We start from the raw sequence: 26322 nt of genomic DNA, 5'->3' as shown, positions 1-26322 counted from the left end.
ATGATGAATCAAACTCTTCCTTCTTCAAGTGGCACCCTGTTCGTGGTCGCCACACCCATAGGCAATCTGGCCGACCTCACCCACCGTGCGGTCACCGTGTTACGGGATTGTGACTGGGTGGCCTGCGAGGACACGCGTCACTCACAACGCGTGTTTCAAGAATATGGCATACAGGCCAGAACCATTGCACTGCATCAGCACAATGAACACCAGGAATCAGCCAGGCTCATTGGTTTTCTGCAGTCAGGTCAGCATGTGGCACTGGTGTCTGATGCCGGTACACCGTTGATCAGTGATCCGGGATTTACCTTGTTACAACTGGCGCATGAAGCCGGCATCACGGTCTCCCCTATCCCGGGCCCTTCGGCATTGACTGCATTTCTGTCGGTGGTTGCACTCAATACCCAGCCTTTCACATTTCATGGCTTCATTCCGGCCAAAAGTGCTCAACGCCAGAAATTTTATGAAAGCCTCAAGCCATTAACTGCCACTCATGTATTTTATGAATCTTCTCACCGCGTCCTTAATTCAGTGACTCAGATTGTGACTGTGTTTGGTGCTGATGCTGTGGTAGGAATGGGTCGCGAACTGACCAAAAAATTTGAACATATTTTTCGTGGCACAGCCGGTCAGTTACTGGATTTAATGAACAGCGATTCCAATCAACTGAAAGGCGAATTTGTGCTCGCTATTCAGGCAGAGAAGCCCTTGGTCACAGCACAACTGGATGAGCAGATTCAGTCACTGGCTGTCGCACTGACACCTCATCTCCCCCCCAGAAAAGCCGCCAAACTTGTGGCAGAGCATTATCAGGTCAATAAGAAAAAAGTGTATGAATTTATTTTGAGCCTGTCAGCCAGTTGACCAGTCGGGCTTCCCACGCCGGTCGGTGTAATTGCATGAATCGCTTCAGACCCTGACGTTTCCAGCGTTTTATCAACCCACTGTCCTGCCGTGAATGTCCTTTTAAATGAATGACTTCAACTGATGGGTCATACAAAATTGTTTTGCTGGCTTTTGCCACCCTGGCAAATAAGTCGAGATCTTCAAAATGCAAAGGGTACTGCTCATCGAACCCACCCAGCTGTTCAAGCTTTTCCCGCCGCCCCATCATCAGCGCTCCATTGATGGCCTCTACCTCAATGGTCTGCTTGAACCGGCCATCATCACGGATGTTGATGCCTTTGAATAATCGAAATCGACTGCAGCCAGTCAACTGCCAGACGATGCGCCAGAAAGTGGGTAGACGACGGCGTGATGCGGCTTGCATACTGCCATCCTCATTCAAGACACGACAGCCGATCAACACCGCTTCAGGGTGTTTCCAGAGTTGTTGGCGCAGTTGCTCCAGTTGTGCTACTGATGTGAAGCAATCAGGGTTAAGAAACACCACACAATCGGCTTGTCCCGAATTCAGTCCCTGGTTGCAAGCTTTGGCAAAACCCACATTTTGGCTGTTGCGGATGAGTCGGATGTTGGCTGATGACGGCAAGCGGTCAAGCGAGTCATCACTCGATGCATTATCAACCAATATCAACTGTACATCAGGCGAGCCCGCATTGAGTAAACCCTGCAGACACTGTTGTAAAGCCTGACCTGAATTGTGGTTGACGATCACCACATCTGTGACAGGCTGTTGGCTCATTGACCCTGGCAAAAAGCCCACAGCTTAGGCCAAACTTGCATGGCATCCACCACTTCTCTCAGGTCATGCCGGGCTTTGGCCAGACACGCCTCATGATCCATGCTTTCATCCCAGTCTGTGAGTACCGGAGCCTGATTGGATTTCACTGCTTTGCCATTGGCCTGAATAATTTCCCGCACATCAGCTTGCCAGTATATCGGCGCATCTGGCACTTCATCAAGGATGTTTTGCAACGAACATACAAGGTCTGAGCGGGTCTTGGTCATGTACTCAGTTAAGCGATTTGCAAGGTCCTTATCGGTAGAAGTACGTAAATCATTGATGGCCGCACGGATGCTTTCATAACGCACGTTTTCATCCAGCGAGTGGATGTTATTCAAAATTGACAGCACATAGTCTGCAACGAAATTATTGAAATTCGGTCGGCGGGCGATGTGATTGAAACTGCTGCGATCACGCTTACTGGTTTGGATGTGGCCCATCATGTAAGGAAAATGCAATGACACCTGATCAGGATAACAGGCCTTCATCATGCAGTTGAAGAAATGATCCTCATTTTTATTGATGGGCATCACAAATGGCGTCAAGGTACTGTTATCAATGGTAGAAGGAGCAAAATTAGAACAGGACATGGCCATGAACTCTGGCGAATAATGCAATAAATGTGATGCTTCAATGTTATCGAGGTAGGTTTCCCTGTCCTGCCAAAAGGCTTCCCGCTGTTCACCGGTCAACAAATACAACCAATAATTACTCTCAGCACGGGGGCTGCCCCAGGTACCGTTACCAGTGGATTTGATCAGTGAACGATTGTTTAACCGTTCCAGATCCATCAGACGCCAGCCATACAAGGATTGATGTTGCATCTCATCATGGCTACTCAACCAGTGACCAAAATGATCACCGCAGGCATTCATCATTTGTTCCAGCACATCAGTTTCAACATCTTCACTCTTGGCTTTGATGTCTCTGATGTTCAATCCGAAACCAACATTCAGCGGGGCATCTTCAGCCAGGTTGATGAGCTGTTCAGAATATTGCTCAGCCTTTCTGGGCTGAATCAGGTAATCGTCATCAAAAAAAGCAAATTTCTTACCGGCCAATGCCAATAATGCCAGATTCCAGACCCGTCCTCCGGTGAAGCCATTTTTTTCACCCAGCAACCAATTGATTTCCTGTTGATCATCTGGAAATTGTTGGTTGAGCATGGCAATGAACTGCGATTGCCATGACGCACCATGGTATTTGACATTGATTTTAGCCGCCTGGCAGACCTTTTGATTGGCTTCCTGCGAAGGATTATCCGGCGAATCATCAAACACCAACACAGTGGTTTCCTGGTTGTCATGGCGATTCACGTAGGTGGTCATGGACTCCAACAATCGCTGCAGGTTATCAGGACGCTGACAAGTCCTGATCACCACACCGGCAGTGGGAATATCACGGGATCGCTGATGGCCGGTTTTGATGCGCTCCAACCATTGTTCTTCACTGATGATCAAAGATTTATTCTTTAAAAAACCCAGTACTTTTTCAATGGCTTGCGCCTGGCCTTTAAGGGCAGGTATGTTTTGCTCTATGGCATTGATGTGTTCATGCATGGGTTTAAACTGTTGCGTCAGCCCCATTGCCTGTAACACTTGCAAGGTCATGATGTGATTGGTGCCTGAATGATGCTCCAGAAAAACCAGTTCTTCCTTAGACAACTGCTGTACAGTCCCGGACACGGATGCATACAAAGTTGGATCCATGGGTTGACCGGTACGTATTGTTTGTTCGCCAAAATTAAATTCAAATTCCATAATTATTCCTTACCAAACCATTTGATCAATCGACCGATGAGTGGGTGAGATAGCCAGCGTTCCTGCCTGTTTTGCAAAGCCATGCAATCCTGTTCAGCTTTGATGTGAGCCCGAATAACTGCATTGTAATGACCGTACACCGTTTCGTCCTGCTCAGTGAATTGATATGCATCCGGATGATTCGCCTCAGTCATCGGCTGATCAGACGCGGCCACCACATAATACATTGGCGCAAAACCCGCTCCATCGGTCAACTGTTGATTCACCATATGATCCTGCTGCAACCTATTGGCTGGCTGGTCCAGGCGCCAGATGTTCGATGAAAACATCAGTTTCTGACCAAACCACTGACTGTGTGAAAAGTTCGAATTGATCAATTGCTCAAATTCTTCGCGATATAACTCACGAACATGGTACTCATTGTCAAAACCGGTCTTGTCTGAATATTCGCGTTTATCCGGAGTGGATATTAACAACACCCCACCGGGTTTCAGAACCCGTTTAAATTCTGCCAGTAACTGCTGATGCTCGCTGAGGTGTTCCAGTGTTTCAAACGACACAATCACATCATAAGTGTCACTCTCCAGTGGCAGCGTCAACACATCTGATGTGATGAATGTTAAATGATCCTGTTGATAGGTTTTTTGGGCATGCGCAATCGCCTGAGGGTCAATGTCAACACCGGTGACCGAGTTGGCCTGTTGGGCCAGCAAATGACTGCCATATCCCTCGCCACAAGCGGCATCCAACACATCCTTACCTTCAACCCAATGCGAAGCCATGGCATAACGGTGGTAATGTTCATACCAAATTTCCCGTTCACAATCGGGTAAAAACCGTTCCCCGGTAAATACTAATTCCTGCTCTGACATGTCACACTGATTCAAAAACCGCTTATTTTAGCAATGATTGATTCTCTTATTGGGCATAAAGGGTCTTTTTCAATGAAATTTTGGATCAATGTCAAATAGTCCGGGTGTTTATTGAGTAGCCTGTGCATGGTCTGCTCATTGGGTTTCAGATTCAAAGCCTGAAATGATTGGTTACCAACGTGTGCCACATATGCATGATCAACCAAAATGTTTTTTAAGCCAGCTGATGTGACCCGCAGCGAATAGTCATTTTCTTCACCATAACCGTGCCCAAAAGTTGGCTCATCAAAATAACCTACTTGTGCCTTGGCTTGTTTTGAAATCAACATGGCGAAGCCGACTGCAGTTGGCAGTTGAGGATAAACAGGTTGATGGCAGTCAACCAATTCTGCTGCCAGCAGATCGATGTCCTCTGGCATTGGATTGACCTTTAATGTTTCTGGCAATGAACAAATTTCCGCATTGTTTGACCAGGGTGTGGCTGTTCCCACTGCGTCGACGGCCAGTAAAGCATCCTTGAATCGATCCAGCCACCCGACACTGACGATGGTGTCGGAATTTAAAAGCAGACTATGACCTGGATTGTGTTTTAAGCCGATGTTGGCTGTTTTCACAAATCCCAGATTTTGCGGGTTCACCCGCAATTGCCAGGACTCTGGCAAATCCAGATATAAGGCTGTCATTCTTGGATCAGACGACGCGTCGTCCAGGATCAATACATCATCCTGAAGGTTGTGCTTTTTTAACGCTTGCAGTGCTTGTGCAGTTACCTCGAAGGCATTATAGACTGGCACCACAATCTGAATGCTCATTTCATTGCCACCTGGTTTCAATTTGGACCGGACCATGTTCTCTGGATTCACCAGTAATCTGGACCATTTTTTTGAAGGTATCAATCATTTGAATGTTCTCAGGTGTCATACAATGAAACTTGAATTCATAGTGACCTGGCAACAGTTTAAGACCCGGTAAGCTGATCCGGTATTCAAGTAAACCATCTGTATTCCTGACAGGCCTGGCCTGATGCAATTCTGAATAAGTGCCGTAAACCGGCTGGTCCTGTTGAGTGGCGATACCAAAACAGATGCCTGGGATTTGTTCATCCGGGGTATAAACCTGAACCAGCAATTCCACATCGCTGTTGAATGGTAACCGCTCATGCTGCTCATCATTAACCAGTATATGGGCATCATAAATGTGATAAGTGCTGCGATTCACTTCTGCACCAGATGGCAGCTTTGCAGGATCTGTGATAGAAGCCTGATAGGCCTGGCTGACGGTAAAAACATCACCGGCCAATTTCACTGCACCATGATCCAGCCAAATGGCTTTTCGACAAAGCTTCTGGACATGATAAATGCTGTGTGATACCAACAGCAATGTTCCGCCGTCAGATAAATACTGATCTATCCAGTTCAGACATTTCAATTGAAAACCTTCGTCACCCACAGCCAGAATTTCATCAGTGATCAATAACTCGGGTTTGGTTTCAGTGATCACTGAAAAACCCAACCTAACCACCATACCAGACGAATAGTTTTTTACCGGCTCATTGATGTAATCACCAATGTCAGCAAATTCAATCATCCGATGTATTTTTGTTTTGGCAACCTCACCTGTCAATCCAGCCATGGCAGCTGCCATTTTAAGGTTGTCTATACCTGAATATTCAGGATCAAATCCAGAGCCAAGTTCCAGTAAAGCCCCAATTCCACAGTCAATTGACAGTTTCCCTGATGTGGGTTGAATCACCCCAGAAATGATTTTCAGCAAAGTGCTTTTTCCTGCACCATTGTGACCGATGATGGCCAATGATTCACCCTGGTTAACCGTGAGATCAATGTCTTTAAGCACATGAGCTCCGGATGCTTCCTGGCGATTGAACAAAATGTTCAGCATCCCCCGGACCCGCTGTTTATTGTTCGCAACGTGTGGATAAATTTTATTGATGTGTTTCAGCTGTAATAATTTCATCAGGCAAAGTCATCAAACCGGGGCGCCAGTTTCTGAAAAAAACGATTCGACAAATACAGCAGAATGACAGCACCTATGAATACCCAGATCAGACCACTCCAGCTTACTGGATTCAGTCCAAAAACCACGTTATGAATGAATGAAATGACCGGTAGCAATGGGTTGTACTGCAAAATCTGTTGACCTTGAACAGGAATCAGGTCCCATGAGTATATAATCGGCGTGCAGAAGAACAACAGTGGCAATAATGCCGAAACGATGAGTTTTAAATCACGGTAAAAGACATAAAATGCCGCAAACAGTAAACTCAATGCCATGGCCATCAAATACATCACCAGCAATGGGATAAGGATCAGCAACAGACTCCATTCCAAGCTGAGCTTACCCATCAGGCAAAGAATGACAATGATGGTGAAAAAGCCAATGCCATGTAAAATAAAGTTTGCTGTGGTACCGGCAAGTACCACATGACGTAAATCAAATTTCACTTTACCCAACAAATCTTTCCTTGAGACCACTGCAGTGATGGCATTCAATACCGATTCCGAAAATGCCATCCAGGGCCACAATCCTATGGCAAGATAAGTAATGAAGGCACCATCAGGCAAAGCATCAACACGGGCTTTGAAGATGGTACCAAAAACGAAATTATAGATCAGTAAGGTGATGACTGGATGGACCACAATCCAAACCAATGCCGAAGAATTACCTAAATAACGATCCGTTATTTCCTTCTTCAAAAAGAAAAAGAACATTCAATCAGCAAATACTTTGTATCGGTCGAATACGTGCGCCACCAACTCAGGATTGACTTCAAGCTGATTAACAGCCTGGGTGTTGATGATGTTTTGAAACTGGCGAACCACGGTGTTGCCTTTGACTTTCTTGATCAGCTGTTCTTTCACATCTTCAAAGGCTTGGGTATATCCTGCCTGTATGTCATTAACCCTGACAATGTAAACATAGTCCTTGTCTTCAAGTAACTGTGGAACCACACCTTCAGGTGAACTGTATACATCATCAGCAAAGGCATAATTGAAATGCATTTTTTTGAATTCGCCCCAATTACCCTGATTGATCTGTGTACTCGGATCTACAGAATGTTTAGCAGCTTGTTGATGGAAACCATCAATATCCTGGCCTTTGACTTCTGATAACAGCTGCTGAGCAAGTTCACTTTGATCAGCTGGCAAAACAATTACCGACAGATCCCGAATTTCCGGCACTTCATATTGAGCCTTGTTAACCATGTATTGTTCTTTGGCCAACGTCAGAACAGCCTGTTCATCCACGGTATTGTTCAGGTGTTGGAGCATGGTCCTGTAAAATTCAATTTTGGTTTTATATTGCCTGACATTATTAAGCATTTCCTGTTCATCCAAATCCAGCTTATCTATGAAAGCCTGATCTGTACTGAGGGTTTCCTGGTTAATGCTTTCAATGACTTCCTGAAAAACATCCAGGTTTTTGAGTTCTGACTGGTTGATGTAGTGGTACACAATATTGACATTCAGTATGGTGTAAATGTTTTTTTCAATCTGATCATGCTGATCAGCAAAACCACCACGGGTTGACTCATGCAGTAAATAAACATAAGCATCGAGGTCTGACAAAGGAACTTCCACCTCGCCCTGTTTAACCAGGAATGTATCCTGGCTAAACAAGCTGGTCAATAACAAACCAATGATCATCATCAGTTCATCACCCCCTCTGAGTAGAAGAAGGTACACCGTGAACCATCCTGACAGGTCGGTGCGGTGGTATAGGGTGAGGGTGAAGTCACATAGTTGAAGTAATATGTTTTCGTTGGATCCAGTACACAGAAGTTAAACGGACTGTCCACATCAGCTGGTCTGGTTGAGAAAAACAAACCACTGTTGTTGGTCACTACCCGGGTACATACAGTGCCTGAGTCAGTAAAGTCACCCGGACACTCACTCACAGCAATCATTGCCTGATCAAAGAACTGTTGTGTTGGCGGTGCTGTGAAGGTAATTCTCCTGCGGGTATTAGAATTCATGTTAACCCCTGAAAGCGCTGCAAATTGATCGTTATTTATGGAGAGCTCGAAAGTCACATTGGTGTCTTCACCAAAATTCAACCCATCATTGTATTCAGCGTAAGTACCACTGACTCGATTCAAACCTGGAGGATAGACTGAACTGCTGCATGATGAATTCTCATTGAAATCAACATTCACATTTCTTGATGCCGTACCACATGTCAAAGTAACTGTTGCATCTTGACTGAACGTAACCTGCTGTGAACCTGATGCATTTTTAGATCCTGTCCATCCAGTCACTGTAGGTGATGAGCCAGCTGTACATGAAGTCACATTGTCTGCATCCCAGGCTATGGTTGCCGTACCAGGAGGAGAAACCACTGCACTGTTTGATTGATTATCAACAGTGAAGAAGTTAATAACTGGAGAGCCACCACCTCCACCGGTAGATTGTTGGGTCAGGCTGATGGTACGTACTTGAGACGCGCCTCCGGCGTTGAAACATTCCAGTCTGAGTTGTGCCGGTAATTGAGTAACCGTTACCCCTGACTGACTGTGAGAACCATTGACTGATGTCTTGTTGCCACTCCAGGTCGAAGCACCTGATGTGGTTTGTGCTGTACAGGAACTGGCAAATGCCACTGTCCAGTTAACCGAAATACTACCACCAATGGCAATGTCAAAGTCACTGGGATAAAAGCCCAGAATAACAGGTTCATCTTCGTTGTCTATGATTGAGTAGTCACCCAACGTGGTTACTCTGATGTCACCGTTTACAAAATCAATCTCTGCATCACCGGTGATGTCTGCCGAGTTTGTGATGTCATCATTGAAAATTATTTTTTCCGCGTGTACTGTCATCGCACTTAACAGCAACAATATTGTGTAGACATTTTTCATTGGATTCTCATTTCAGGTCTAAAACGCCGATTATACTCGATATATTGTTAATATTTTATTCAAAAAAAAAGGACAAGAATAAATCTTGTCCTTTTTGTTTTCCGTAACGGAAGGTCTTATTGAGAAACAACGCGACCTTTGTGTACGAACAGACCTGCGTACTGAGCCAACAGACCTGCGCCAGCACCACCGTTGGAGAACTGCTGAGCAGCAAAACCAACAACAGGCAGACCAACATAGTCAGCACCAGCAATCGCTGAAGTAACGTAAGCAGTACCGTCGTCATCATTGAATTCCATTCTGGCCCAACCATTCTCAGTTGCGTGAGCAATTGAAGGAGTGGTTACAGTTACCAGGTTGTCAGAACCCATGATTGAAGACTCAGCGCCAGCTACACCACCAGGCAGGATGAATTCAACAACGTTGACTTCCAGACACAGTTGTGGGTTTTCACCAGCAGGAGGACGTGGAGATACGCCACCAGTACTTACAGTTTCTTCTTGCTCTTCACGATCCCACATAGTCAGTTGGAACTCATGACATGAAGCAGAACCATTCCAGGTGTTAACAAAAGGAGGAATCGCACTTACAACTTCATCAACGTGGAAGTTTTTAGTTGGGAAAGTGATAACCCACTCAGTTTTACCGTTAACAATTGAATCCAGTGCATACTCATTGTAGATCGCTTGCTTGGTGAACAAAGCAGAAACTGCTTCAGCACCAGACAGGAACGTTGAGCTTACAGCTGCACCGTTTTGGAATACGATGGCTTCCAGATCACCTTGAGCCAATGAAGGCAGCAAGCTACCTGGCTCTGAGTGAGAACCAACGCCGCCAGTCCAGAACTCGTCGATGGCAATCGCATCGTAAGTCATGGCCAGACCTTCAGCAACGTTAACGATAGAAGCAGAACCGAACAGACCGCCGGTTACCAAATCTTCATCAGCAGTGTCGTAGAAGTTGTTGTCATCCCAATCAGCTTGGATGGCACCACAGTTAGCTGGAACACCAGTTGCACCGTGATCAGCCCAACCAATGGTAGGACCGATGAATGTAGCCATTTCCAGAACTTCAAAGTGACCATCAGTAGAGCGACGCATGCTGGTGTTACCAGTGGCATCATCTTCATCAATGGTGTAAGGCAGGAACTCTTGACCCGCTTTGTTCAGGAAAGGTGCACAAGAAGTGTCACTAGATACGTGAACGCCTGAAGGCTCACCTACGTGACCAGCGATGGTCGAAGTGAATGGGCCCAGAGCACCAGTCCACACGTCGTAAGCAGACAGGTAAACGTTAAAGTCAAGTACCTCTAAAGTGTTCTCACCTTCCAGGAAACGTACTTTAACCGCTTTGGTATCAGCTGTGGTGTTGACAACTGAGTACAAAGTGTTCAAGCCATTGTTTACTGAGTAGTAAGGGTAGATCAACACCTGGCCGTGGCCTTCTGGGTTGACATACTGTGCTGCATTTGCCATGCCCGCAACACCTGCGATACCAGCAACAACAGCCATAGTTAGTTTATTTTTTTTCATTTCTAACTCCAAATTTAATAAAAATATCAGGGCTATTTTAAAATATCCCCGCTCATATGAACGAAGCTATACAAGATAGCAAAGTGAATGATAGTTTATCTGTTGTTAAGAAACAAGCACTTTTTATGAATTTTTCAAATTGAATTTGCTTAAAAAGTGCTTGATATTGAGGTCATTTATTCTTCGGTACAAAATGCCACTTGCCGTCGGTTCTGATCCAGTTTTCTGTGATGGTGGTGTCCACTTCCATACCGCCCATACTGCGCTTGGGAAACGAATATTCATAAGTGATGTTTAACTTCACTTCACACACGTTTTCATCACTGCACTCCTGACTTTCATAAGCGGCTTTTTTCCACTTCACATTAAGCCGGGCCGTGGCCATTCTGAGTCTGAACGCATCCAGGGTTTCCAGTTCTTTATAACCTGGAGAAAAATACTCATAAGCGGTGTTTAAATCCTGGGATACAATCGCTGCCCAGCGATTATTGACACTGGTTGGCAAATCTTCATTGGTCTGACACGCCGACAGCAGCAGCACAACACTGAGCAGCAGCAGGGGTTTTATTTTATTCATCATTTTCATTTTCATTTTTGGATTTAATGGGTTTCAAGCCCTGGAATTTACGGGCATATTCTTCGGTAACTTTTCTGGCTTGCTCTGGGTTTTCAATCACCGTCGGGGTAATCAGCAACATCAGCTCTGTGCGATCAGAAGTTTTGGTTTTCGAACCAAATACGTTTCCGAGCACAGGGATCTTGCTCAACACCGGAAATCCGGATTTAGAAAGATTGTCATTTTCTCTGATCAATCCCCCCATCACGATGGTGTTGCCACTTTGTACAGCAATTTCTGTGTTCAACTGCCTGCTGGCAATTGATGGCGCACCATTTTCAGGGATCGGCCCGGGATTACTTACATCCTGACTGATTTCCATGTAAACCAGACCGCCCGGATTAACCCGCGGCGTGATATCAACCTGCACACCGGTTTGTATGAAACGGGTACTGGAAATGGTGCCATTGTTCAATCCACCGCCATTGTTGATAGAGCCCACATTGGTAATGGGTATCTGATCTCCCACATTGATGGTGGCATTCTTATTGTTCAACACCAATAACGTCGGGGTTGACAGCACGGCTATGCGGTCTTCTTTTTCCAGGGCTGTCAGCCTGGCTTCGGCATCTGTGCCAAGAAAACGGTATGCAATTCCGCCGCCATTGATCCGCGCTCCTGAGGTACCGAAATCATAAGGCGTCTTACCTGCAGTGGTCGCAGAAGTACCTATCTCAGGTGCACCATCACCAAACAACAAATCCATGCCATGAGTGATGGAGTCAAACAGGGTGACCTCAATGATTTTGAGTTCAACCAGCACCTGTAAAGGCTCGATATCAAGACGCTCAATGGCTGACAGTATTTTCTCATAATCACTGACCCCGGCTTTGATCAGCAACTGGTTTGAATCTTCAATCGCAGAGATAAAGATGTCATTGATGCCAGAGCCGGAATTGTTGGTGTTTCGCCTGCGGTTGGTGTTGGTGCTGCTCGCTCCAGATGAGCTGACTTCTTTACCACCCTGACCTGGCACCACTGTCCCACCACTGGCTTTGGCCGATGAGCGGGATGAGCCACTGCCACCAAACACATCATTCAGATAACCCGCCAGGTCATCGGCCTTGATGTTTTTCACGCTGTATACATACAAATTGGATGCACCATCGGCATCGGCACGGTCTAATCGGTCAACCCACTGTTTGGCCTTGTACAGGTATTCTTCCTGTGGGGTGATGACCATCACTGCATTCAGTCGTTCCAACGGTAAAAAACGGAACATGCCAGCCAATGGATTTTCAGCACCCTCACCAAACAGGGCTTCCAACTCCACAATGATGTCATTGGCATCAACCCGTTGCAGATAGAATATACCGGTAGACATACCAGCCAACCAGTCCACATCAAAAATTTCCACTGTTTGCAGGTAATTACTCAATTCACTTTGGGTTCCGGACAAGAACAATATATTTCTGGCATTATCGGCCTTTACCACCGCGCCCTCTTTGGCATAGGGCTCCAGTATTTTTTCCATTTCCGTGGGAGAAACAAACGTCAGGGGCACAGCCAGTACCTGATAACCGGCCCGCTCAGCAGCCTGACCAAATTGCGGCGTTAACAAGCCTTTGATGGCTTGTTTCTCTGGCAACACATGGTAGCGATCATCAACCATCACCAAAGCGGCATTGTTCCAACCCAGCATCATTTCCAGGATGGGAATAATTTGTGACTTTGAAATGGGTCTGGCCGTGGCAAAGGTCACCTTGCCTTTCACGCCTGGTGCCAGCACGTAGTTTTCTTTCAGCACCACGCCCAATATAAAATGCACCACTGCTTGCAGTGACTCACCTTCGAAGTTGAAAGTGATTTCACCTTCTTCAGAAACCACCTGCTCTCCGCGGGCAGCTGCTTCAAAGTTGATGAATTCACCCGTACCCGGATAATATTCAGTTCCTGTCAATTCCTGCTCTGACACCTCACCACTGTTGAACACTTCTCCAGAATATACCGTTGACTTGACACCTTTGAGGTAATCTGAATTATTTAACTCACCACTCAAATCCTTTGGCTGTGTTACACAACCGGCCAGACTAAGCAGAGAAAGGTACAAACACCATGTTTTGAAAGTTTTAATTGTCATTTTTATTTCCTTTGGCTGCATTGGCCCTCATCTGAGCCCTGCGTTCCGCGATTTTTCTTCTGATTTCTTCGGCACTGTTTTTTTGTTTGGTTGCATCACTGTTTTCCGCAACCTCTTCCTGGATGTCTCTTGTTCTTGAACTTGGCCTGGCAGCTTTGGCAGCACTGGCATTCAACTGTCCGTCAAACACATCCAGCTCCAATTCAACCGGTTCTTCACCCTCGGAGCTGAAAACCACCTTCCTGGGCTCAATGTGATCCACCACCCACAAGCCTTGTTCGCCAGGCAGGGGCATCCCCATTTCAAGGGTGACCTGTTCATTGGTCAGTTCGTCCAAAATCATGGCATACTTCGCTTCACCAAGGATCATGATGCTGGTCACTCTGGCTTTCAGCGGTTCGGCTGCTTCAACAGGATCATCATCCCCTTCAACCAAATCAATTTCTTCGGGCACAAAGGGCGTTCTGCTGATGCTGAACAAAGGGGCTCCGGTGATGGTATCAAGCATGTCATCATCCCTCACATCCTGACCCTGACTGGCGGTGGCAGCCAGCTGACTGAGTTGCGACACATCAAAAGGCTCTGGCTCCAGGGAAGAAGTGCCCTGACCCCAGCCCATTAATTGCAAGGCAGCCACCACCATCAGCACCCCAATCACAATCATCAAACCATTGGAAAACGCATTATTTTTCATCTTCTTTCTCAACCGGTATCTTCAGGTAGGCAAACAAATCAAACCTCACTTCCAGATTATCCGGTGCCTGTTGCTGTTCTTCTCCGCTGTTGCGGCGGTAACGATTGCGGTTTCTAGACTCGATCCTCAAATCATTCACAAACAATGACGGGGTGTTGGCTTCCATCGCATCAATGACGTTGACCAATACTTCATACTGGCAGCGCATTCTAACACTCAGGATGATTTTTTCAAACTGCTCCGGATTCCGGTCCTGAGTGGGTGACTGGCTGATGATCTGGCAATTGGCTGGATCATCGGTTTGCTGGTTCACAATGTTTTTAAAGATTGAGGTAATCTCAGCATTCCCGAGGTTTTTCGAATCAGCCTGCAAAAATTCATTGTTGGAACCAACCCTGGACTTCACTTCCTGCAACATCTCAGTTAACTGTGGCGTTTTGGCCGCTTCGTTGATCAGTTTTTGGCGCGTTTGATCCAATGATTCAATGGTTTCATTGTGTGCCGCATGGGCCACAAAGAACCAATGAAAAAACAAGAAGTAGATAATGAACAGCACCATCAACAACACCAGTACTGCCGACCATTGACTGGCTTTAGACTCAAGACTCATTATCAGCCTCCTCCTGCACTTCCAGTTTCAGAGCAGAACGAATGGTGAATTTTTCTTTGCCGGTTCTCGGATCCTGAGTCACATTGCCAATGATCTGCGGCTCATACCACAACTCAGACTGGTTCAGAATCGGCACCAGTGCATTGGCATTTGTGGACTGACCAACCACTTCCATTTTTTCCTCATCAATCACAATTCGGGTCAGGTAGGTGTTTTGCGGAATTTTTTCCGTCAACTCAGCTACCATCATGACCCGACTGGGTATTTTAATTTTCAGGTCACCCAAAAAGTTCGCCGCCTGAACCGATTCATTTAATTGTGTTTCTATCATTTTGGCGCGACGGGCGTCTTTACGCAATTCAGTGACTTGCGCCTCCAGAGAGGCAATCTTCGATGTTTTGTTCTCCAGTGAACCATACATCACAAAGGCCAGCAGCAACACAGCAACCAGCAGTAAACCGGCATACCATTTGATGGCAGTCCAGTCTTTCTTTTTTCGCCATTCCCGAGGCAATAAATTCATGCCCAGTGCAACTGGCTGTTCGGCGGTACCGGTATTCACATCAACGGCAGACAACCGGATCCCTTTGGACTCAGTCAACTCGATGATTTCACGCATGTTTTGTTTTCTGATCGCTGTCAGCATCACTGGAAATTTTTCACTGCCCTCTTCCACCGGACCTTTGCGAAAGGCAAAATCCACATCATCCGCTTTGAAAGGAATGTATTTGTCCAGCTCGAAGGTCAACACCGATTCTATGTCGCTCATCACGGCTGTTGGTAAAGCAATTTCCCGTCCCAACACCAGTTTTTCTGACACCAGATAAGTCACCCTGGCTTCCTGATCAGAGCCGGCCACCTGATGATTCAACTGGTGCCACCATTCTTTATCTGCAACCGAACCATCCGGCTGTAACCGCTGCATCTGCTGCTCGGTTTGTTGCCACAACTCAACCTCTTCACCTGATTGATAAATGAACAGCTCATTGGTGTTGGCAAATATCTTTTTGCGGTGCCTTTCTGGCACAAAAGATTTAAGCTCACCAACCCACCATTCAAAAAACGCATGAATGCTTGATGTCTGATACCACTGGCTGAGTGGTTCTGTTATTTTTTCAACATAACTTGTCATTTGTGCTCGTTGTCTCTCCACCTTACTATCCTGAAGGGTCGTCCCTGTAAATTGCCACCCATTCTGACGGTGGCATCCAGCTCTGTATATTGTTGATTAGGCAAAATCGCTTTGCTGACCACGCTGAATGTGGTCCCACCGCCCCTGAGTTGACCAGAAAAACCCTCTGCCAATACAGGTAATGCCGTGTTGACATCTTCAATCTGTTGCCGTTGGGCAATGAAATCATCTGCCATCTGTCCGTCAATGCCATCGATGGCCATCAACACTTCCCTTGGAGAAAAAGCCAGATTGACATTCCTCCTGCCGGAATAAATGGTCAGCGCCGGTTCAATTTTGCGATACATCTCATAACTGATGTCCATCACCTGGATCAATTCGGGTACCGTATCAAACGGCGCATCTTTGGCGCCATACGTGTAACCTGCTGCAAAATAATCCCCATCTTCGGCTCCTGCCAGCCTGGGTTCTTCATCTGCGTCTTTCCAATCAAGTATTTTATCCACCATGCCGATGGCTTCATCAAACTCAACGCCTACTGAGGCAAACAAGCCGATCAAAAGTTCCTCATTGGCCTGATTCAAATCAATTTTACCTGATTCATCAGTGATTTTAATTTCAACCAGGGCTCCGTCAAGCTCCATTTCATAGGGTCTGCCATCAGCAATCCATCGGGTCTCTGGGTCTGGGTTACGTAATTCGTAAACCGCCCTGTGCAGCCCGGCCTCTGCCAGGAACCTGGCCTGAGCTTTGTTGAGCAAGATCCTGGACTGAATGCTTTCGGTACGGGCAGACAAAGCAAAACTGCCGGCAATGACACTCATCAACAATGTCACCCACAAAACCAATACCAGGGCGATACCCCGCTGCCTGATCATTGCTCATTCCCCTGATTGCGGTTTTGCAACAAGTTCATGGTACTGGTGCGTCTTCTGGATGATCCACCTGAGCCATCCAGCTGAACGGCCACCTGAAACAGCGGCCAGGATTCCCTGGCCTGATTATTCATGGTCAGATCCATTTGCACCATCAGCGGCATATTGGCAGGGTTTTCAATCTCGCTCACCCAATCGGTTGGCAGCCCTTCTTCATCCAGTTCAACAAAAGCAAAAGCACCCTCACGGATGTTTTCAAGCAACACAATCGGCTCAGCCTCATCGAATGCCGACATTTCATTTTCATCATCATAATTGCTGATCAATCCGTGGCTGTATTGTAAAACCTGGCCTCCGTCTGCGCTGACCAATTCCAATTTTTGAATATGAGGTCCGCCAGTCCCCAAATAGCCTGGCATTTGCGAAACGAACATCATAGAACGGTCATCACCAACAAACTTCAACAGTTCACCTTCCTCAGATTCAGTCACTCCAATGCCCATGGCTCGTGATAACTGGTGGCGCAGGATGTTTTGTACCACTCTGATTTCATTGATTGCCGTGATTCTTTTTTCACCTTTTTCTGCCGTTCTCCTACCAGAATCAATGCCGGAAAAAATCATTGCCATGATCATCGCCAGTAAAGTGAATACCACGATCACTTCCAACAACGTAAAACCCTGCTGACGTTTCATCGCCCCACCCCAGTATCCTGAAAATCAGGAGTCATAGCCCTGAGGGTCGAAAAAACAATGGAGCGGCGTTTGTCACGATTGTCTTGCCAACTGATGTTCAGTTGCACCATGAATAATTCCACTGGGGCAAAATCCATGGCCACATTTCCCTCGTAAGAGACTTCGTAAGGCTGTATGGAGATGTCCCATTTGTATCGCTCATCAAATTGTCCGGACACGGTACCTTCTTCAACTGGGATCAGAATACCCACTTCATCCATTAAACTCTGAGCGAGCATGGCAACCTGACTGCGTTCCGAAGACTTGATGGTGTTGGCCGATGAATTTGACAGAATTTCCAGAATGACCATGAATGTCATCGACAATATGGTGAAAGCAGCGATCACTTCAATCAGCGTGAAGCCCTGATGGCTTCGCCGTTTGCCTGGAACATGACGGCGCCTCATACTTCGGTGTCCTTAAACAACCTGACTTCACCGGTTAACCAGGCAATGTTGATGCGCCAGAACCGGTCTTCATAAATCAATGTGATACGCCCACCAGTTGATGAGCCATCAGAGAAAAACCGAAAGCCAGCCTGTTCCTCACTTGGCACTTCAGATTCGGCAGCAAACACTTTGAGCTCCATGCCCTCAGGCAACACCACTTTAGGACGACCAGGCATTTGATAGGATTTCTCCGTAACATTCAGCATCAGCCGTTGTTCTTCATGCTTAATCACTGCCTGTGACCGGGTGTAACGCAGGGCTGCCACCAATTCTTTACTGGCACCACGGATCTGACTGGCCTTTAAGGCCCCGGACATGTTGTATGCAAGGGTACCGGCCAACACAGCCAGCATCACCAACACAACGATGACCTCAATCAGAGTGAATCCGTGGTTCTTTTGCATCAATTACTGCCAGTTACCAATGTCAGCAGCCAATTTATCTCCACCCGGCGATTTGTCTTTGCCATAGGAGTAAATATCAAAACTTTGACCATGCTGGCTGTTGGCAGAAAACTGATAAGGTTCCCCCCAAGGGTCTTTCAGGTCTTTTTCTTTGATGTATGGACCCATCCACATTGAATCACCGTTGTCACGCACCAGATCTTCCAGGCTGTCAGGGTAATTACCGGTATCAAGGTTAAATTCAGCCACCGATTGTGTCAGCTTTTGTACCATGATCTGGGCTTCTTTGTATCTGGCTTTATCTTGTCCACCAGTTACATTGGAAACCACCAATCCAAAAATCACTGCCAGGATGGTCATCACCACCAGCACTTCAATCAAACTGAAACCACTTTGTTGTTTTCTCATTTTCATAATTTATCCTACTAGTTCACTCATGTTCATCATCGGCATAAGGATGGCAAACACAATGGTAAAAATAAAACCTGCCAGAATCAGTACCAACACCGGCACCAAAACTGACAGCATGCGATCAATGGTGTTTTTCACTTCACCATCATACGTATCGGAAGCTCTGACAAGCATTTCATCAAGGTTACCGGTTTCTTCGCCAACACTCATCAACTGTTGCGCCAATTTGGGAAAGGCCTCTTCATGGGCCAACGCGTCTGACAATGGCGCACCATGTTTGACTTTTTCAGTGGCCTCGGCAATGGCCTTGGCAATTACGGTGTTATTGATCACGTTTTTGGCCACCGACAAACCCGATAACAGCGGTACACCACTGTCTGCCAGGGTTCCCAATGTTCGGGTAAACTTGGCTGTTTCCACGCGGGTGATCAGCTCCCCAAATAAGGGCAATTTCAGCATTCTTTGGTCCCAGTTAAAGCGGAATTCAGGCTCTTTGAGTTTTTGCTTGAATAGCACCACCAACACCACCAAAAACAATACCAGCACCCACCAGAAACTTTGAATCACTGCAGCGGCGGCGAACACCACCTGGGTAATCAGTGGCAATTCAATGTTGGCGTCTTCAAACAGTGGCTTGAATTTAGGCACCACTTTGGCCAGCAATATGAATAAGGAACCCACTGCCAGAACCAACAAAATGGCAGGATAGATCATCGCTGAGACCACAGAATCTCTCAATTCCTTTGAGCTCTTCAGGTAGTCACTCAAACGCTGCAATGACAATTCCAAAGTACCACCCATTTCACCGGCTCTTACCATGTTGGTGTACATTGTTGAAAACACCCCGTGCTGTTCTTCCAGGGCATCTGACAACGTTCCTCCGCCACGTACTTTGTCACGGATCTGTTCAATCATGGTGACAATCCGTTCATCATCACTGAGGTCGATCATCACTGATAAGGACCGGTCCAGCGGCATGCCTGAATTCAATAAAGTCGCTAACTGCTCAGTGAAAAACCCCACTTGTTTGTGGGTTACCTTACTGCGTCTGGCCAACAGGTTTTCCACCGAAAACCCCGGCTTAAGTTCTTTGGCCGACACCGGCATGTTGCCGGCCTCTTGTATTTTGGCGATCACTTCCGCTTGTGAAGCCGCTTCCAGTTGACCTTCGAGCTGCTCACCGGTTGGCGTAATTGCCTTGTAGATAAACTGTGCCATTATTCGTGTGAGACCCTGATCACTTCTTCAAAACTGGTTTCACCGGCCAAGCATTTAAGCAGACCGTCCTGATACATGGTCAGCATCCCTTCCTGTTGTGCCTGCACCTGTAATTCGCCTGCGGTGGCGCCTTTCATCACCATTCTTCTGAGCTCTTCGGTCATGGTCAGACATTCGAGAATAGACATCCTGCCAGCATATCCGGTGGGATTTTCTTCAGAAGGCCTGGGGCGATAGAAAAAATGTTCGTTGCTACCAGCCAGTTGATCCAGACCCAGCTCATTCACCATTTCCGGCATCACCTGATATTTTTCCATACTGCTCTGATCCAGCTTACGGACCAGTCGTTGGGCCAGCAAGCCATTCACTGTCGAGGTCAGCAAGTAATCCTCCACTCCCATGTCAATCATACGGGTAATGCCACCGGCTGCTGAATTGGTGTGAATGGTTGACAACACCAGATGGCCAGTCAGTGCTGATTGAATGGCGATTTTAGCTGTTTCAAGATCACGCATCTCTCCAATCATAATGATGTCCGGATCCTGCCTCACGATGGCCCTCAGGGCGGAGGAGAAGTCCAGTCCAATTGATGCTTTGGCCTGAATCTGATTAATCCCGGTCAACTGATATTCCACCGGATCCTCAACAGTGATGATTTTCCGATCCTCTGTGTTCAATCTTTGCAAAGCGGTATACAGGGTGGTCGTTTTACCACTACCGGTTGGACCAGTCACCAGCAAAATACCATGTGGCATTTCCAATACTTTCAGGAAAGGGTCAAGGGTGTGTTTTCGGAAACCCAGCTGATTAAAATCAAAGACAATACTTTCCCGGTCCAGGATCCTCATCACCACACTTTCACCATACGATGTAGGTACTGTGGAAACCCGTAAATCCAATTCTTTGCCTTGCACCCTCAGCATGATCCGCCCGTCCTGGGGCAAACGCCTTTCTGCAATGTTTAACTTGGCCATGATTTTGATTCGGCTGATCACTGCCGCAGTTGACCGGGCTGGTGGAGACTCCACCTCATGCAATACACCATCAAGACGGTACCGCACTTTGAGCCGGTTTTCAAAAGGCTCAATGTGAATATCTGACGCCCTGGATTCAACCGCACGTTGCATGATCATATTCACCAGGCGGATCACCGGAGCTTCACTGGCCAGGTCCTTGAGGTGTTCCACATCTTCAATTTCACCGCCTTCATCTGACAGCCCTTCAACCAATTGACCCATGGCTGATTTACCACCACCATAGTAACGTTCAATGGCATTTTCCACATCTGAAGGCAAACCAATTTTGATGTCCAGCTGCTTTTGTGCCACCATCTCGATGGCTTTGGTCAGATACGTTTCGTAGGGATAAACCATCACCACAGTCAGTTTGTCATCGGTTTCCTCGATGGGTACAAACTGGCTTTCCCGCATGTAACGAATGGGAAATTCAGCATCAACACTGTTGGTTTCCGGAAAGTCTTTGTCGTTGATGATTGGGTATTCCAACAGTTCATGCATGGATTGCACCACGTCACGCTCTGAAGCCAGTCCCAGACGCACCATCAAAGGCACCAGAGACACCCCAAAACTTTCCTTGTTCAGGCGCAGACCTCTTTTCAGATCTTCCTCTTTCAGCCTGCCCTGATCAACCAGGTATTCACACAACTGCGTTTCAAAATCAGTGGGTTCTGCTGCGGCCTCTTCGATGTTTTCTTGTACTTGTTGACTGGTCATAGATTTCTGTATTCAATGATGCTTCTCTCAGACAGCGCTGAGTCAGCAAAGTTTCTCACCTTTTGTGCTGGTTGATAAAGGCGTTGTAGTTGGTGATTTGTTCCACAAACCGGCGATTCAGCAGCACCCAGGCCACAACCGGCACGATGGCAGGCAGAATTAAATAAGACATTTGATACATCACAGCCACCAGATTGTGACTGATGCCGGTGTCGTTGATTGCGGTAAACGCCGCCTCACTGCCGGAGAACAACAGCGATTTGCAGGTTTCCCAGAACACGCCACTGGTCTGTACCAGAACCACCAACACATAGCCCACCAAAATTTGCAAGATTCTGTTGCGCGTGCTGGCATTGGGCAAAGACAGTACCAAGCCGGCAAAAACCGCCAGACCATAACCATACTTCATGGGATTCACACTGACATCCAGCACCGCCACCTGGGTACCCACAGCGCCCATCTGGTCTTTGGGGAAAATCAGCGTCTCAACCTGGAACAAAAAGCTGCTTTGCGTGATGCCATTGAACAGATCAGGCTGCCAAAGCAACAACAAAAACTCTGCCAGCCATTTAACCGGCAGCACCAATAGTGTGGCTGAGTAAAACCACAGAAAAAAGCACAACGGCAGATACAAAACTGAACTGACCAATAATTCTCTGATAGGTGATTTCATCTTCTGAACTAATTCACAAATAATCTGGCATTATAAAACATTCTCATCCACGGTGAATTTTCACCCCAATGATCCGGCGCCCAGGACATTTGTGCCGTTCGAAAAACCCGTTCCGGATGTGGCATCATGGCCAACACATTACCCTGCTCATTGCTGACTGCAGCAACTGCATCCTGCGAACCGTTGGGGTTCAGCGGGTATTGATTGGTGGCTTTTCCGGTGTGGTCGACATAACGCGCTGCCGCCACCGCTCCCGGCATGGTATCTGTGGCAAATGAGGCACGGCCTTCACCGTGAGCTATGGCCACTGGTATCACTGCACCCGCCATGCCCTGGAAAAATAAATTGTTGCCTGCTGCAATTTTCAGCTGTGAATAACGGGCTTCAAACTGTTCGCTCTGATTGCGCACAAAATCAGGCCAGTGTGCAGTTCCAGGAATAATGGACCGCAAGGCAGACAGCATCTGACAACCATTACAAACCCCAAGCGCAAATTTATTCGCATCAGCAAAAAAGTCAGCGAAGGTCTGTTTCAATGAGTCATTATATATGATTGACTTGGCCCAGCCTTGTCCGGCGCCCAACACATCACCGTAGGAAAATCCGCCACAAGCAACCAATCCATTGTAATCAGCCAATTCAGTGTTGCCATCTATCAGGTCCTGCATATGAACGTCAAAACAATCAAATCCGGCACGCATGAAAGCCGCCGCCATTTCAATTTGTCCATTGACACCTTGTTCCCGCAGAATTGCCACCCGCGGTTTACTCAGGTTCAGCATCGGGGTCAGCAGTGAATCATCGAACACAAAGTCAATTTCAGGTTGCATTCCTGGGTTATCTGTTCTGATTAACTGATGCTCCTGGTCAACCGATTCCGGGTTATCCCGGTGCCTGGCCATTTGGTAACTGGGTTCTGCCCAAATTTTTTCCAATTCTGCAAGTTCCCACTGACCATTGGCATCAGACGGATCAATGACAAAACGACTTTGGTCATTGATCTCAGCCACAGTGGATGCCAGGTCCAGCAATCCATGTTCCCTGAGCAATTCATCCACTGCCGCCTGCTTGCCGGGTTTGGCTTCAATCACCAGCCCCGGTTCTTCATTGAACAGATAAGCTGATAGTTCATCAATTGTGTCGTAACCACCAACATCAAGGGTGACCCCGCAATGACCGGCAAAAGCCATTTCAGCCAAGGTGGTTAACAAACCTCCGTCAGATTTGTCATGACATGCCTGGAGCAATTGTTGAGTAACAGCCTGATGCATGAAGGTAAACAGTTTTTTCAATGACTCCGGATTATCCAGATCCGCAGGCGCTTTCCCCAGTTGTTGTTGCACCTGATACAACACCGAAGCTCCCATGCGGTTTTTTCCGCCTGACAGATCAATCAGGGTCAGCCGGCTACCGGCTTGACCTGACAGCTGTGGGGTCAGGTGTTGTCGCACATCGCCGACTGCAGCAAATGCGGAAATGATTAATGACATGGGTGAAGTGACGGTTTTGTCACCTTCCTCATCAGTCCAACTGGTTTGCATCGACATGGAGTCTTTACCAACTGGAATGCCAATGTCCAGCTGTGGACATAACTCCATGCCCACAGCTTTGACGGCATCGAACAAGGCCTGGTACTCGCCTTCATGGGCACTGGCAGCCATCCAGTTGGCAGACAGTTTAATGCCACTGAGAGAGGATAAGCCGACACCCATTAAATTGGTGATGGCTTCGGTCACCGCCAATCTGGCTGAAGCAGCAGGATCCAATAATGCCACAGGGGTGCGCTCACCCACAGCCATGGCTTCACCAGCATACCCTTCATAATCCCTTAATGTCAGGCCACAGTCTGCCACCGGCACTTGCCAGGGACCGACCATTTGATCGCGGTGAATGAGACCTGAAACTGTTCGGTCGCCAATGGTGATCAGGTATTTTTTACTGGCCACAGCAGGAAACCGCAACACCTGTTCAACCTGTTCTTTGATGGTTTTCAGGCGTGCTTCAAATGGCTGAAATTCAATTGGTTTTCTGGCGATGTTGATCATGGTCTTAGGGGTATTCCCGAACAACAGATCCATGGGTATATCTACCGGGCTGTTGCCAAACAACTCATCATTAACCGTCAAAGTCTGTTCAGCAGTTGCCTGTCCCATGATCGCATAAGGACAACGTTCTCTGGCGCACAAATCCTTAAAGGCTTCAATCTTCTCAGGTTTGATCGACAACACATATCTTTCCTGCGATTCGTTGCACCAGATTTCCATGGGCGACATGAAGACATGATCAATTTGCAAGCGACGCAACTCGATGTCCCCTCCCAAAGCCGCATCATCCAGGATTTCAGGTATGGCATTGGATAATCCGCCGGCACCCACGTCATGAATCGAGCGAATTGGGCTTTCGGTTTTCTGATACCAACAGCGATCAATCACTTCCTGACAACGCCGTTGCATCTCCGGGTTACCCCGCTGAACAGAAGCAAAATCCAATGCCTCTTGTCCATCAGCACTGCTGATTGAACTGGCTGCACCACCCCCCAGACCGATCAGCATTGCCGGTCCGCCAAGCACCACCACGTAATCTCCCGCCTGGGTGTCTTGTTTGGTGGTATGAATGTGGTTGATGTGGCCCATTCCACCCGCCAACATAATGGGTTTGTGATAACCCCGCCAGAGGCTCAATTCCTGGGCAGGCATTTCAAAATTACGAAAGTATCCACAAATATTAGGCCGCCCAAATTCGTTGTTGAATGCTGCTGCACCGATCGGTCCTTTTTGCATGATTTCAAAAGCAGTGGCCATGCGTTCTGGTGTGCCCGGTGATTGAGTTTCCCAGAGCTGTTCTGCACCAGGTATATGAAGATGGCTGACAGAAAATCCACACAAACCAGCTTTCGGTTTGGCCCCTTGCCCGGTGGCTGCTTCGTCCCTGATTTCTCCACCTGATCCGGTGGCTGCACCAGCAAAAGGTTCAATGCCAGTCGGATGGTTATGGGTTTCCACTTTGATCAAGACATCAATGTCCTGAGTTTCACTGCTGTATTGATGATCACTCGTACTGATCAGGCGTTGCCCTGAGCCGCCGGCAAATACGGCTGCATTGTCTTTGTATGCACTTAATGCTTGCTGACTGGTATGGGCCTCGGTGTTCCTGATCATTTGGAACAATGAATGGGTTTGTGCCTGCTCATTGATGTGCCAGCTGGCATTGAAGATTTTATGGCGGCAATGCTCCGAATTTGCCTGTGCAAACATCATCAGCTCGACATCGGTTGGCAGCTGATCCAATTGGGTGTATTGCGCATACAAATAATCGATTTCTTCAGAAGACAAAGCCAGTCCCATGCTTTGATTTAATTCTTCAAGTGCTGTCACACCTGTCTGTTTGATGTCTATATGTTTGACTGGCTGTGGCTGGTGATGATCAAACAAACCAGAGAAATCAGTAGCAGAGTGGTATTCGGCTTCAGTCATCCGGTCCAGCAGTTCTTCTGCCGGCAAACTTTGATCATTATTCAATGTCAGCAATCGTCCCGTTTCAACCCGATTAACTGATTCAAGGCCACAATGATGAAAGATGTCAGTGGCTTTGGTTGACCAGGGAGAAATGGTACCTGGTCTTGGCAGGACCAAATGATTTTGCTCCTGCCAGGCATGTTCATAACGTTGGGCTGCCAGCAGGCTTTCGATGATCGAAAGTTGTTCACTGGTGAGCGGCTCACTGGCCTCAACCACAAAATAGTTTTTGGCGGTAACCAGCTCAGGAGCTCCTGGCTTACTGGCCAGTTGCTGGTTGATTTTTTGAATTCTGAAAGCGGAATACAATTCACTTCCAATGAATGAATACAATTGAAAATTCATGCTTTAGGCGGCAAAAAAACGGCTATTTTACATGAACCGGACACTGACTGCTTCAATGCCTACTAAAAACCGCTACGAAGTAAGCAAAAAAAAGGCTGGTACAGAA

Annotated in this window: 24 protein-coding genes; 1 reads left to right on the top strand and 23 read right to left on the bottom strand. The window is 47.1% G+C overall.

Going from position 1 to position 26322, the window contains the following annotated elements:
• Entirely contained in the window at positions 1-864 is an 864-nt protein-coding gene (gene rsmI, locus B0475_RS02315; protein WP_198538073.1) for a 16S rRNA (cytidine(1402)-2'-O)-methyltransferase, read from the top strand.
• Here the strand turns inward: rsmI and B0475_RS02310 are convergent.
• The 23 genes from B0475_RS02310 to purL form a co-directional block, all read right to left on the bottom strand.
• Entirely contained in the window at positions 839-1645 is an 807-nt protein-coding gene (locus tag B0475_RS02310) for a glycosyltransferase family 2 protein (protein WP_077409793.1), read from the bottom strand. The genes rsmI and B0475_RS02310 overlap by 26 nt on opposite strands.
• A complete protein-coding gene (locus B0475_RS02305) occupies positions 1642-3447 on the bottom strand; it encodes a glycosyltransferase family 2 protein (protein ID WP_077409792.1) in 1806 nt (601 codons plus the stop codon). Before B0475_RS02305 ends, B0475_RS02310 begins: the two co-directional genes overlap by 4 nt.
• A 2-nt stretch (positions 3448-3449) precedes the next feature.
• Entirely contained in the window at positions 3450-4319 is an 870-nt protein-coding gene (locus B0475_RS02300) for a class I SAM-dependent methyltransferase (RefSeq protein ID WP_077409791.1), read from the bottom strand.
• Positions 4320-4330: 11 nt separating this feature from the next.
• Positions 4331-5131 carry a glycosyltransferase family 2 protein gene (locus B0475_RS02295; protein ID WP_157892645.1) on the bottom strand — a complete coding sequence of 267 codons (801 nt, stop codon included), beginning with the start codon at positions 5129-5131 and terminating at the stop codon, positions 4331-4333.
• Between the two features lies 1 nt (position 5132).
• Complete coding sequence (locus B0475_RS02290) at positions 5133-6293, bottom strand: ABC transporter ATP-binding protein (RefSeq protein ID WP_077409789.1); 1161 nt, start codon at positions 6291-6293, stop codon at positions 5133-5135.
• On the bottom strand, positions 6293-7033 hold the full coding sequence (locus tag B0475_RS02285) for an ABC transporter permease (protein ID WP_157892644.1): 741 nt from the start codon (positions 7031-7033) through the stop codon (positions 6293-6295). Before B0475_RS02285 ends, B0475_RS02290 begins: the two co-directional genes overlap by 1 nt.
• Before the next feature lie 15 nt (positions 7034-7048).
• Positions 7049-7987 carry a peptidylprolyl isomerase gene (locus B0475_RS02280; protein ID WP_077409787.1) on the bottom strand — a complete coding sequence of 313 codons (939 nt, stop codon included), beginning with the start codon at positions 7985-7987 and terminating at the stop codon, positions 7049-7051.
• On the bottom strand, positions 7987-9195 hold the full coding sequence (locus B0475_RS02275) for a hypothetical protein (RefSeq protein WP_157892643.1): 1209 nt from the start codon (positions 9193-9195) through the stop codon (positions 7987-7989). The genes B0475_RS02280 and B0475_RS02275 overlap by 1 nt, the downstream gene beginning before the upstream one ends.
• Positions 9196-9311: 116 nt before the next feature.
• Positions 9312-10727, bottom strand: a complete 1416-nt coding sequence (locus B0475_RS02270) for a hypothetical protein (RefSeq protein ID WP_157892642.1) — start codon at positions 10725-10727, stop codon at positions 9312-9314.
• A gap of 172 nt (positions 10728-10899) precedes the next feature.
• Complete coding sequence (locus tag B0475_RS02265; protein ID WP_157892641.1) at positions 10900-11307, bottom strand: hypothetical protein; 408 nt, start codon at positions 11305-11307, stop codon at positions 10900-10902.
• Positions 11297-13423 carry a type II secretion system secretin GspD gene (gene gspD, locus B0475_RS02260; RefSeq protein WP_157892640.1) on the bottom strand — a complete coding sequence of 709 codons (2127 nt, stop codon included), beginning with the start codon at positions 13421-13423 and terminating at the stop codon, positions 11297-11299. Before gspD ends, B0475_RS02265 begins: the two co-directional genes overlap by 11 nt.
• The gene (locus B0475_RS02255; protein ID WP_077409782.1) at positions 13413-14117 is read right to left on the bottom strand and encodes a hypothetical protein; all 705 of its coding nucleotides are present in this window, start codon (positions 14115-14117) and stop codon (positions 13413-13415) included. Before B0475_RS02255 ends, gspD begins: the two co-directional genes overlap by 11 nt.
• Positions 14107-14727, bottom strand: a complete 621-nt coding sequence (gspM, locus tag B0475_RS02250) for a type II secretion system protein GspM (RefSeq protein WP_077409781.1) — start codon at positions 14725-14727, stop codon at positions 14107-14109. Before gspM ends, B0475_RS02255 begins: the two co-directional genes overlap by 11 nt.
• Positions 14717-15859 carry a pilus assembly protein PilM gene (gene pilM / locus B0475_RS02245; RefSeq protein WP_077409780.1) on the bottom strand — a complete coding sequence of 381 codons (1143 nt, stop codon included), beginning with the start codon at positions 15857-15859 and terminating at the stop codon, positions 14717-14719. Before pilM ends, gspM begins: the two co-directional genes overlap by 11 nt.
• On the bottom strand, positions 15856-16737 hold the full coding sequence (locus tag B0475_RS02240; RefSeq protein ID WP_077409779.1) for a type II secretion system minor pseudopilin: 882 nt from the start codon (positions 16735-16737) through the stop codon (positions 15856-15858). Before B0475_RS02240 ends, pilM begins: the two co-directional genes overlap by 4 nt.
• A complete protein-coding gene (locus B0475_RS02235; RefSeq protein WP_077409778.1) occupies positions 16734-17429 on the bottom strand; it encodes a prepilin-type N-terminal cleavage/methylation domain-containing protein in 696 nt (231 codons plus the stop codon). The genes B0475_RS02240 and B0475_RS02235 overlap by 4 nt, the downstream gene beginning before the upstream one ends.
• Positions 17426-17875 carry a type IV pilus modification PilV family protein gene (locus B0475_RS02230; RefSeq protein ID WP_077409777.1) on the bottom strand — a complete coding sequence of 150 codons (450 nt, stop codon included), beginning with the start codon at positions 17873-17875 and terminating at the stop codon, positions 17426-17428. Before B0475_RS02230 ends, B0475_RS02235 begins: the two co-directional genes overlap by 4 nt.
• Complete coding sequence (locus B0475_RS02225; RefSeq protein ID WP_077409776.1) at positions 17872-18321, bottom strand: GspH/FimT family pseudopilin; 450 nt, start codon at positions 18319-18321, stop codon at positions 17872-17874. The genes B0475_RS02230 and B0475_RS02225 overlap by 4 nt, the downstream gene beginning before the upstream one ends.
• A 3-nt stretch (positions 18322-18324) precedes the next feature.
• Entirely contained in the window at positions 18325-18735 is a 411-nt protein-coding gene (gspG, locus tag B0475_RS02220; RefSeq protein ID WP_077409775.1) for a type II secretion system major pseudopilin GspG, read from the bottom strand.
• 3 nt (positions 18736-18738) lie between these two features.
• Positions 18739-19950, bottom strand: a complete 1212-nt coding sequence (locus tag B0475_RS02215; RefSeq protein ID WP_077409774.1) for a type II secretion system F family protein — start codon at positions 19948-19950, stop codon at positions 18739-18741.
• The gene (gspE, locus tag B0475_RS02210) at positions 19950-21656 is read right to left on the bottom strand and encodes a type II secretion system ATPase GspE (RefSeq protein WP_449288540.1); all 1707 of its coding nucleotides are present in this window, start codon (positions 21654-21656) and stop codon (positions 19950-19952) included. Before gspE ends, B0475_RS02215 begins: the two co-directional genes overlap by 1 nt.
• Before the next feature lie 82 nt (positions 21657-21738).
• Positions 21739-22356 carry an exosortase H-associated membrane protein gene (locus tag B0475_RS02205; protein WP_077409772.1) on the bottom strand — a complete coding sequence of 206 codons (618 nt, stop codon included), beginning with the start codon at positions 22354-22356 and terminating at the stop codon, positions 21739-21741.
• Positions 22357-22364: 8 nt separating this feature from the next.
• Positions 22365-26216 carry a phosphoribosylformylglycinamidine synthase gene (gene purL / locus B0475_RS02200; protein ID WP_077409771.1) on the bottom strand — a complete coding sequence of 1284 codons (3852 nt, stop codon included), beginning with the start codon at positions 26214-26216 and terminating at the stop codon, positions 22365-22367.
• Positions 26217-26322 lie beyond the last annotated feature (106 nt).

Source organism: Marinicella sediminis, from assembly GCF_002000055.1.
GTDB lineage: Bacteria > Pseudomonadota > Gammaproteobacteria > Xanthomonadales > Marinicellaceae > Marinicella > Marinicella sediminis.
The sequence above is the reverse complement of the archived record's forward strand: the minus strand, read 5'-3'. Positions and strand labels throughout refer to the sequence as shown.

Bases quoted from the DNA above. Each gene is read 5' to 3' on its own strand.
- rsmI (WP_198538073.1), top strand. From the start codon at position 1: ATGATGAATCAAACTCTTCCTTCTTCAAGTGGCACCCTGTTCGTGGTC.
- B0475_RS02310 (WP_077409793.1), bottom strand. From the start codon at position 1,645: ATGAGCCAACAGCCTGTCACAGATGTGGTGATCGTCAACCACAATTCA.
- B0475_RS02305 (WP_077409792.1), bottom strand. From the start codon at position 3,447: ATGGAATTTGAATTTAATTTTGGCGAACAAACAATACGTACCGGTCAA.
- B0475_RS02300 (WP_077409791.1), bottom strand. From the start codon at position 4,319: ATGTCAGAGCAGGAATTAGTATTTACCGGGGAACGGTTTTTACCCGAT.
- B0475_RS02295 (WP_157892645.1), bottom strand. From the start codon at position 5,131: ATGAGCATTCAGATTGTGGTGCCAGTCTATAATGCCTTCGAGGTAACT.
- B0475_RS02290 (WP_077409789.1), bottom strand. From the start codon at position 6,293: ATGAAATTATTACAGCTGAAACACATCAATAAAATTTATCCACACGTT.
- B0475_RS02280 (WP_077409787.1), bottom strand. From the start codon at position 7,987: ATGATGATCATTGGTTTGTTATTGACCAGCTTGTTTAGCCAGGATACA.
- B0475_RS02275 (WP_157892643.1), bottom strand. From the start codon at position 9,195: ATGAAAAATGTCTACACAATATTGTTGCTGTTAAGTGCGATGACAGTA.
- B0475_RS02270 (WP_157892642.1), bottom strand. From the start codon at position 10,727: ATGAAAAAAAATAAACTAACTATGGCTGTTGTTGCTGGTATCGCAGGT.
- B0475_RS02265 (WP_157892641.1), bottom strand. From the start codon at position 11,307: ATGATGAATAAAATAAAACCCCTGCTGCTGCTCAGTGTTGTGCTGCTG.
- gspD (WP_157892640.1), bottom strand. From the start codon at position 13,423: ATGACAATTAAAACTTTCAAAACATGGTGTTTGTACCTTTCTCTGCTT.
- B0475_RS02255 (WP_077409782.1), bottom strand. From the start codon at position 14,117: ATGAAAAATAATGCGTTTTCCAATGGTTTGATGATTGTGATTGGGGTG.
- gspM (WP_077409781.1), bottom strand. From the start codon at position 14,727: ATGAGTCTTGAGTCTAAAGCCAGTCAATGGTCGGCAGTACTGGTGTTG.
- pilM (WP_077409780.1), bottom strand. From the start codon at position 15,859: ATGACAAGTTATGTTGAAAAAATAACAGAACCACTCAGCCAGTGGTAT.
- B0475_RS02240 (WP_077409779.1), bottom strand. From the start codon at position 16,737: ATGATCAGGCAGCGGGGTATCGCCCTGGTATTGGTTTTGTGGGTGACA.
- B0475_RS02235 (WP_077409778.1), bottom strand. From the start codon at position 17,429: ATGAAACGTCAGCAGGGTTTTACGTTGTTGGAAGTGATCGTGGTATTC.
- B0475_RS02230 (WP_077409777.1), bottom strand. From the start codon at position 17,875: ATGAGGCGCCGTCATGTTCCAGGCAAACGGCGAAGCCATCAGGGCTTC.
- B0475_RS02225 (WP_077409776.1), bottom strand. From the start codon at position 18,321: ATGCAAAAGAACCACGGATTCACTCTGATTGAGGTCATCGTTGTGTTG.
- gspG (WP_077409775.1), bottom strand. From the start codon at position 18,735: ATGAAAATGAGAAAACAACAAAGTGGTTTCAGTTTGATTGAAGTGCTG.
- B0475_RS02215 (WP_077409774.1), bottom strand. From the start codon at position 19,950: ATGGCACAGTTTATCTACAAGGCAATTACGCCAACCGGTGAGCAGCTC.
- B0475_RS02205 (WP_077409772.1), bottom strand. From the start codon at position 22,356: ATGAAATCACCTATCAGAGAATTATTGGTCAGTTCAGTTTTGTATCTG.
- purL (WP_077409771.1), bottom strand. From the start codon at position 26,216: ATGAATTTTCAATTGTATTCATTCATTGGAAGTGAATTGTATTCCGCT.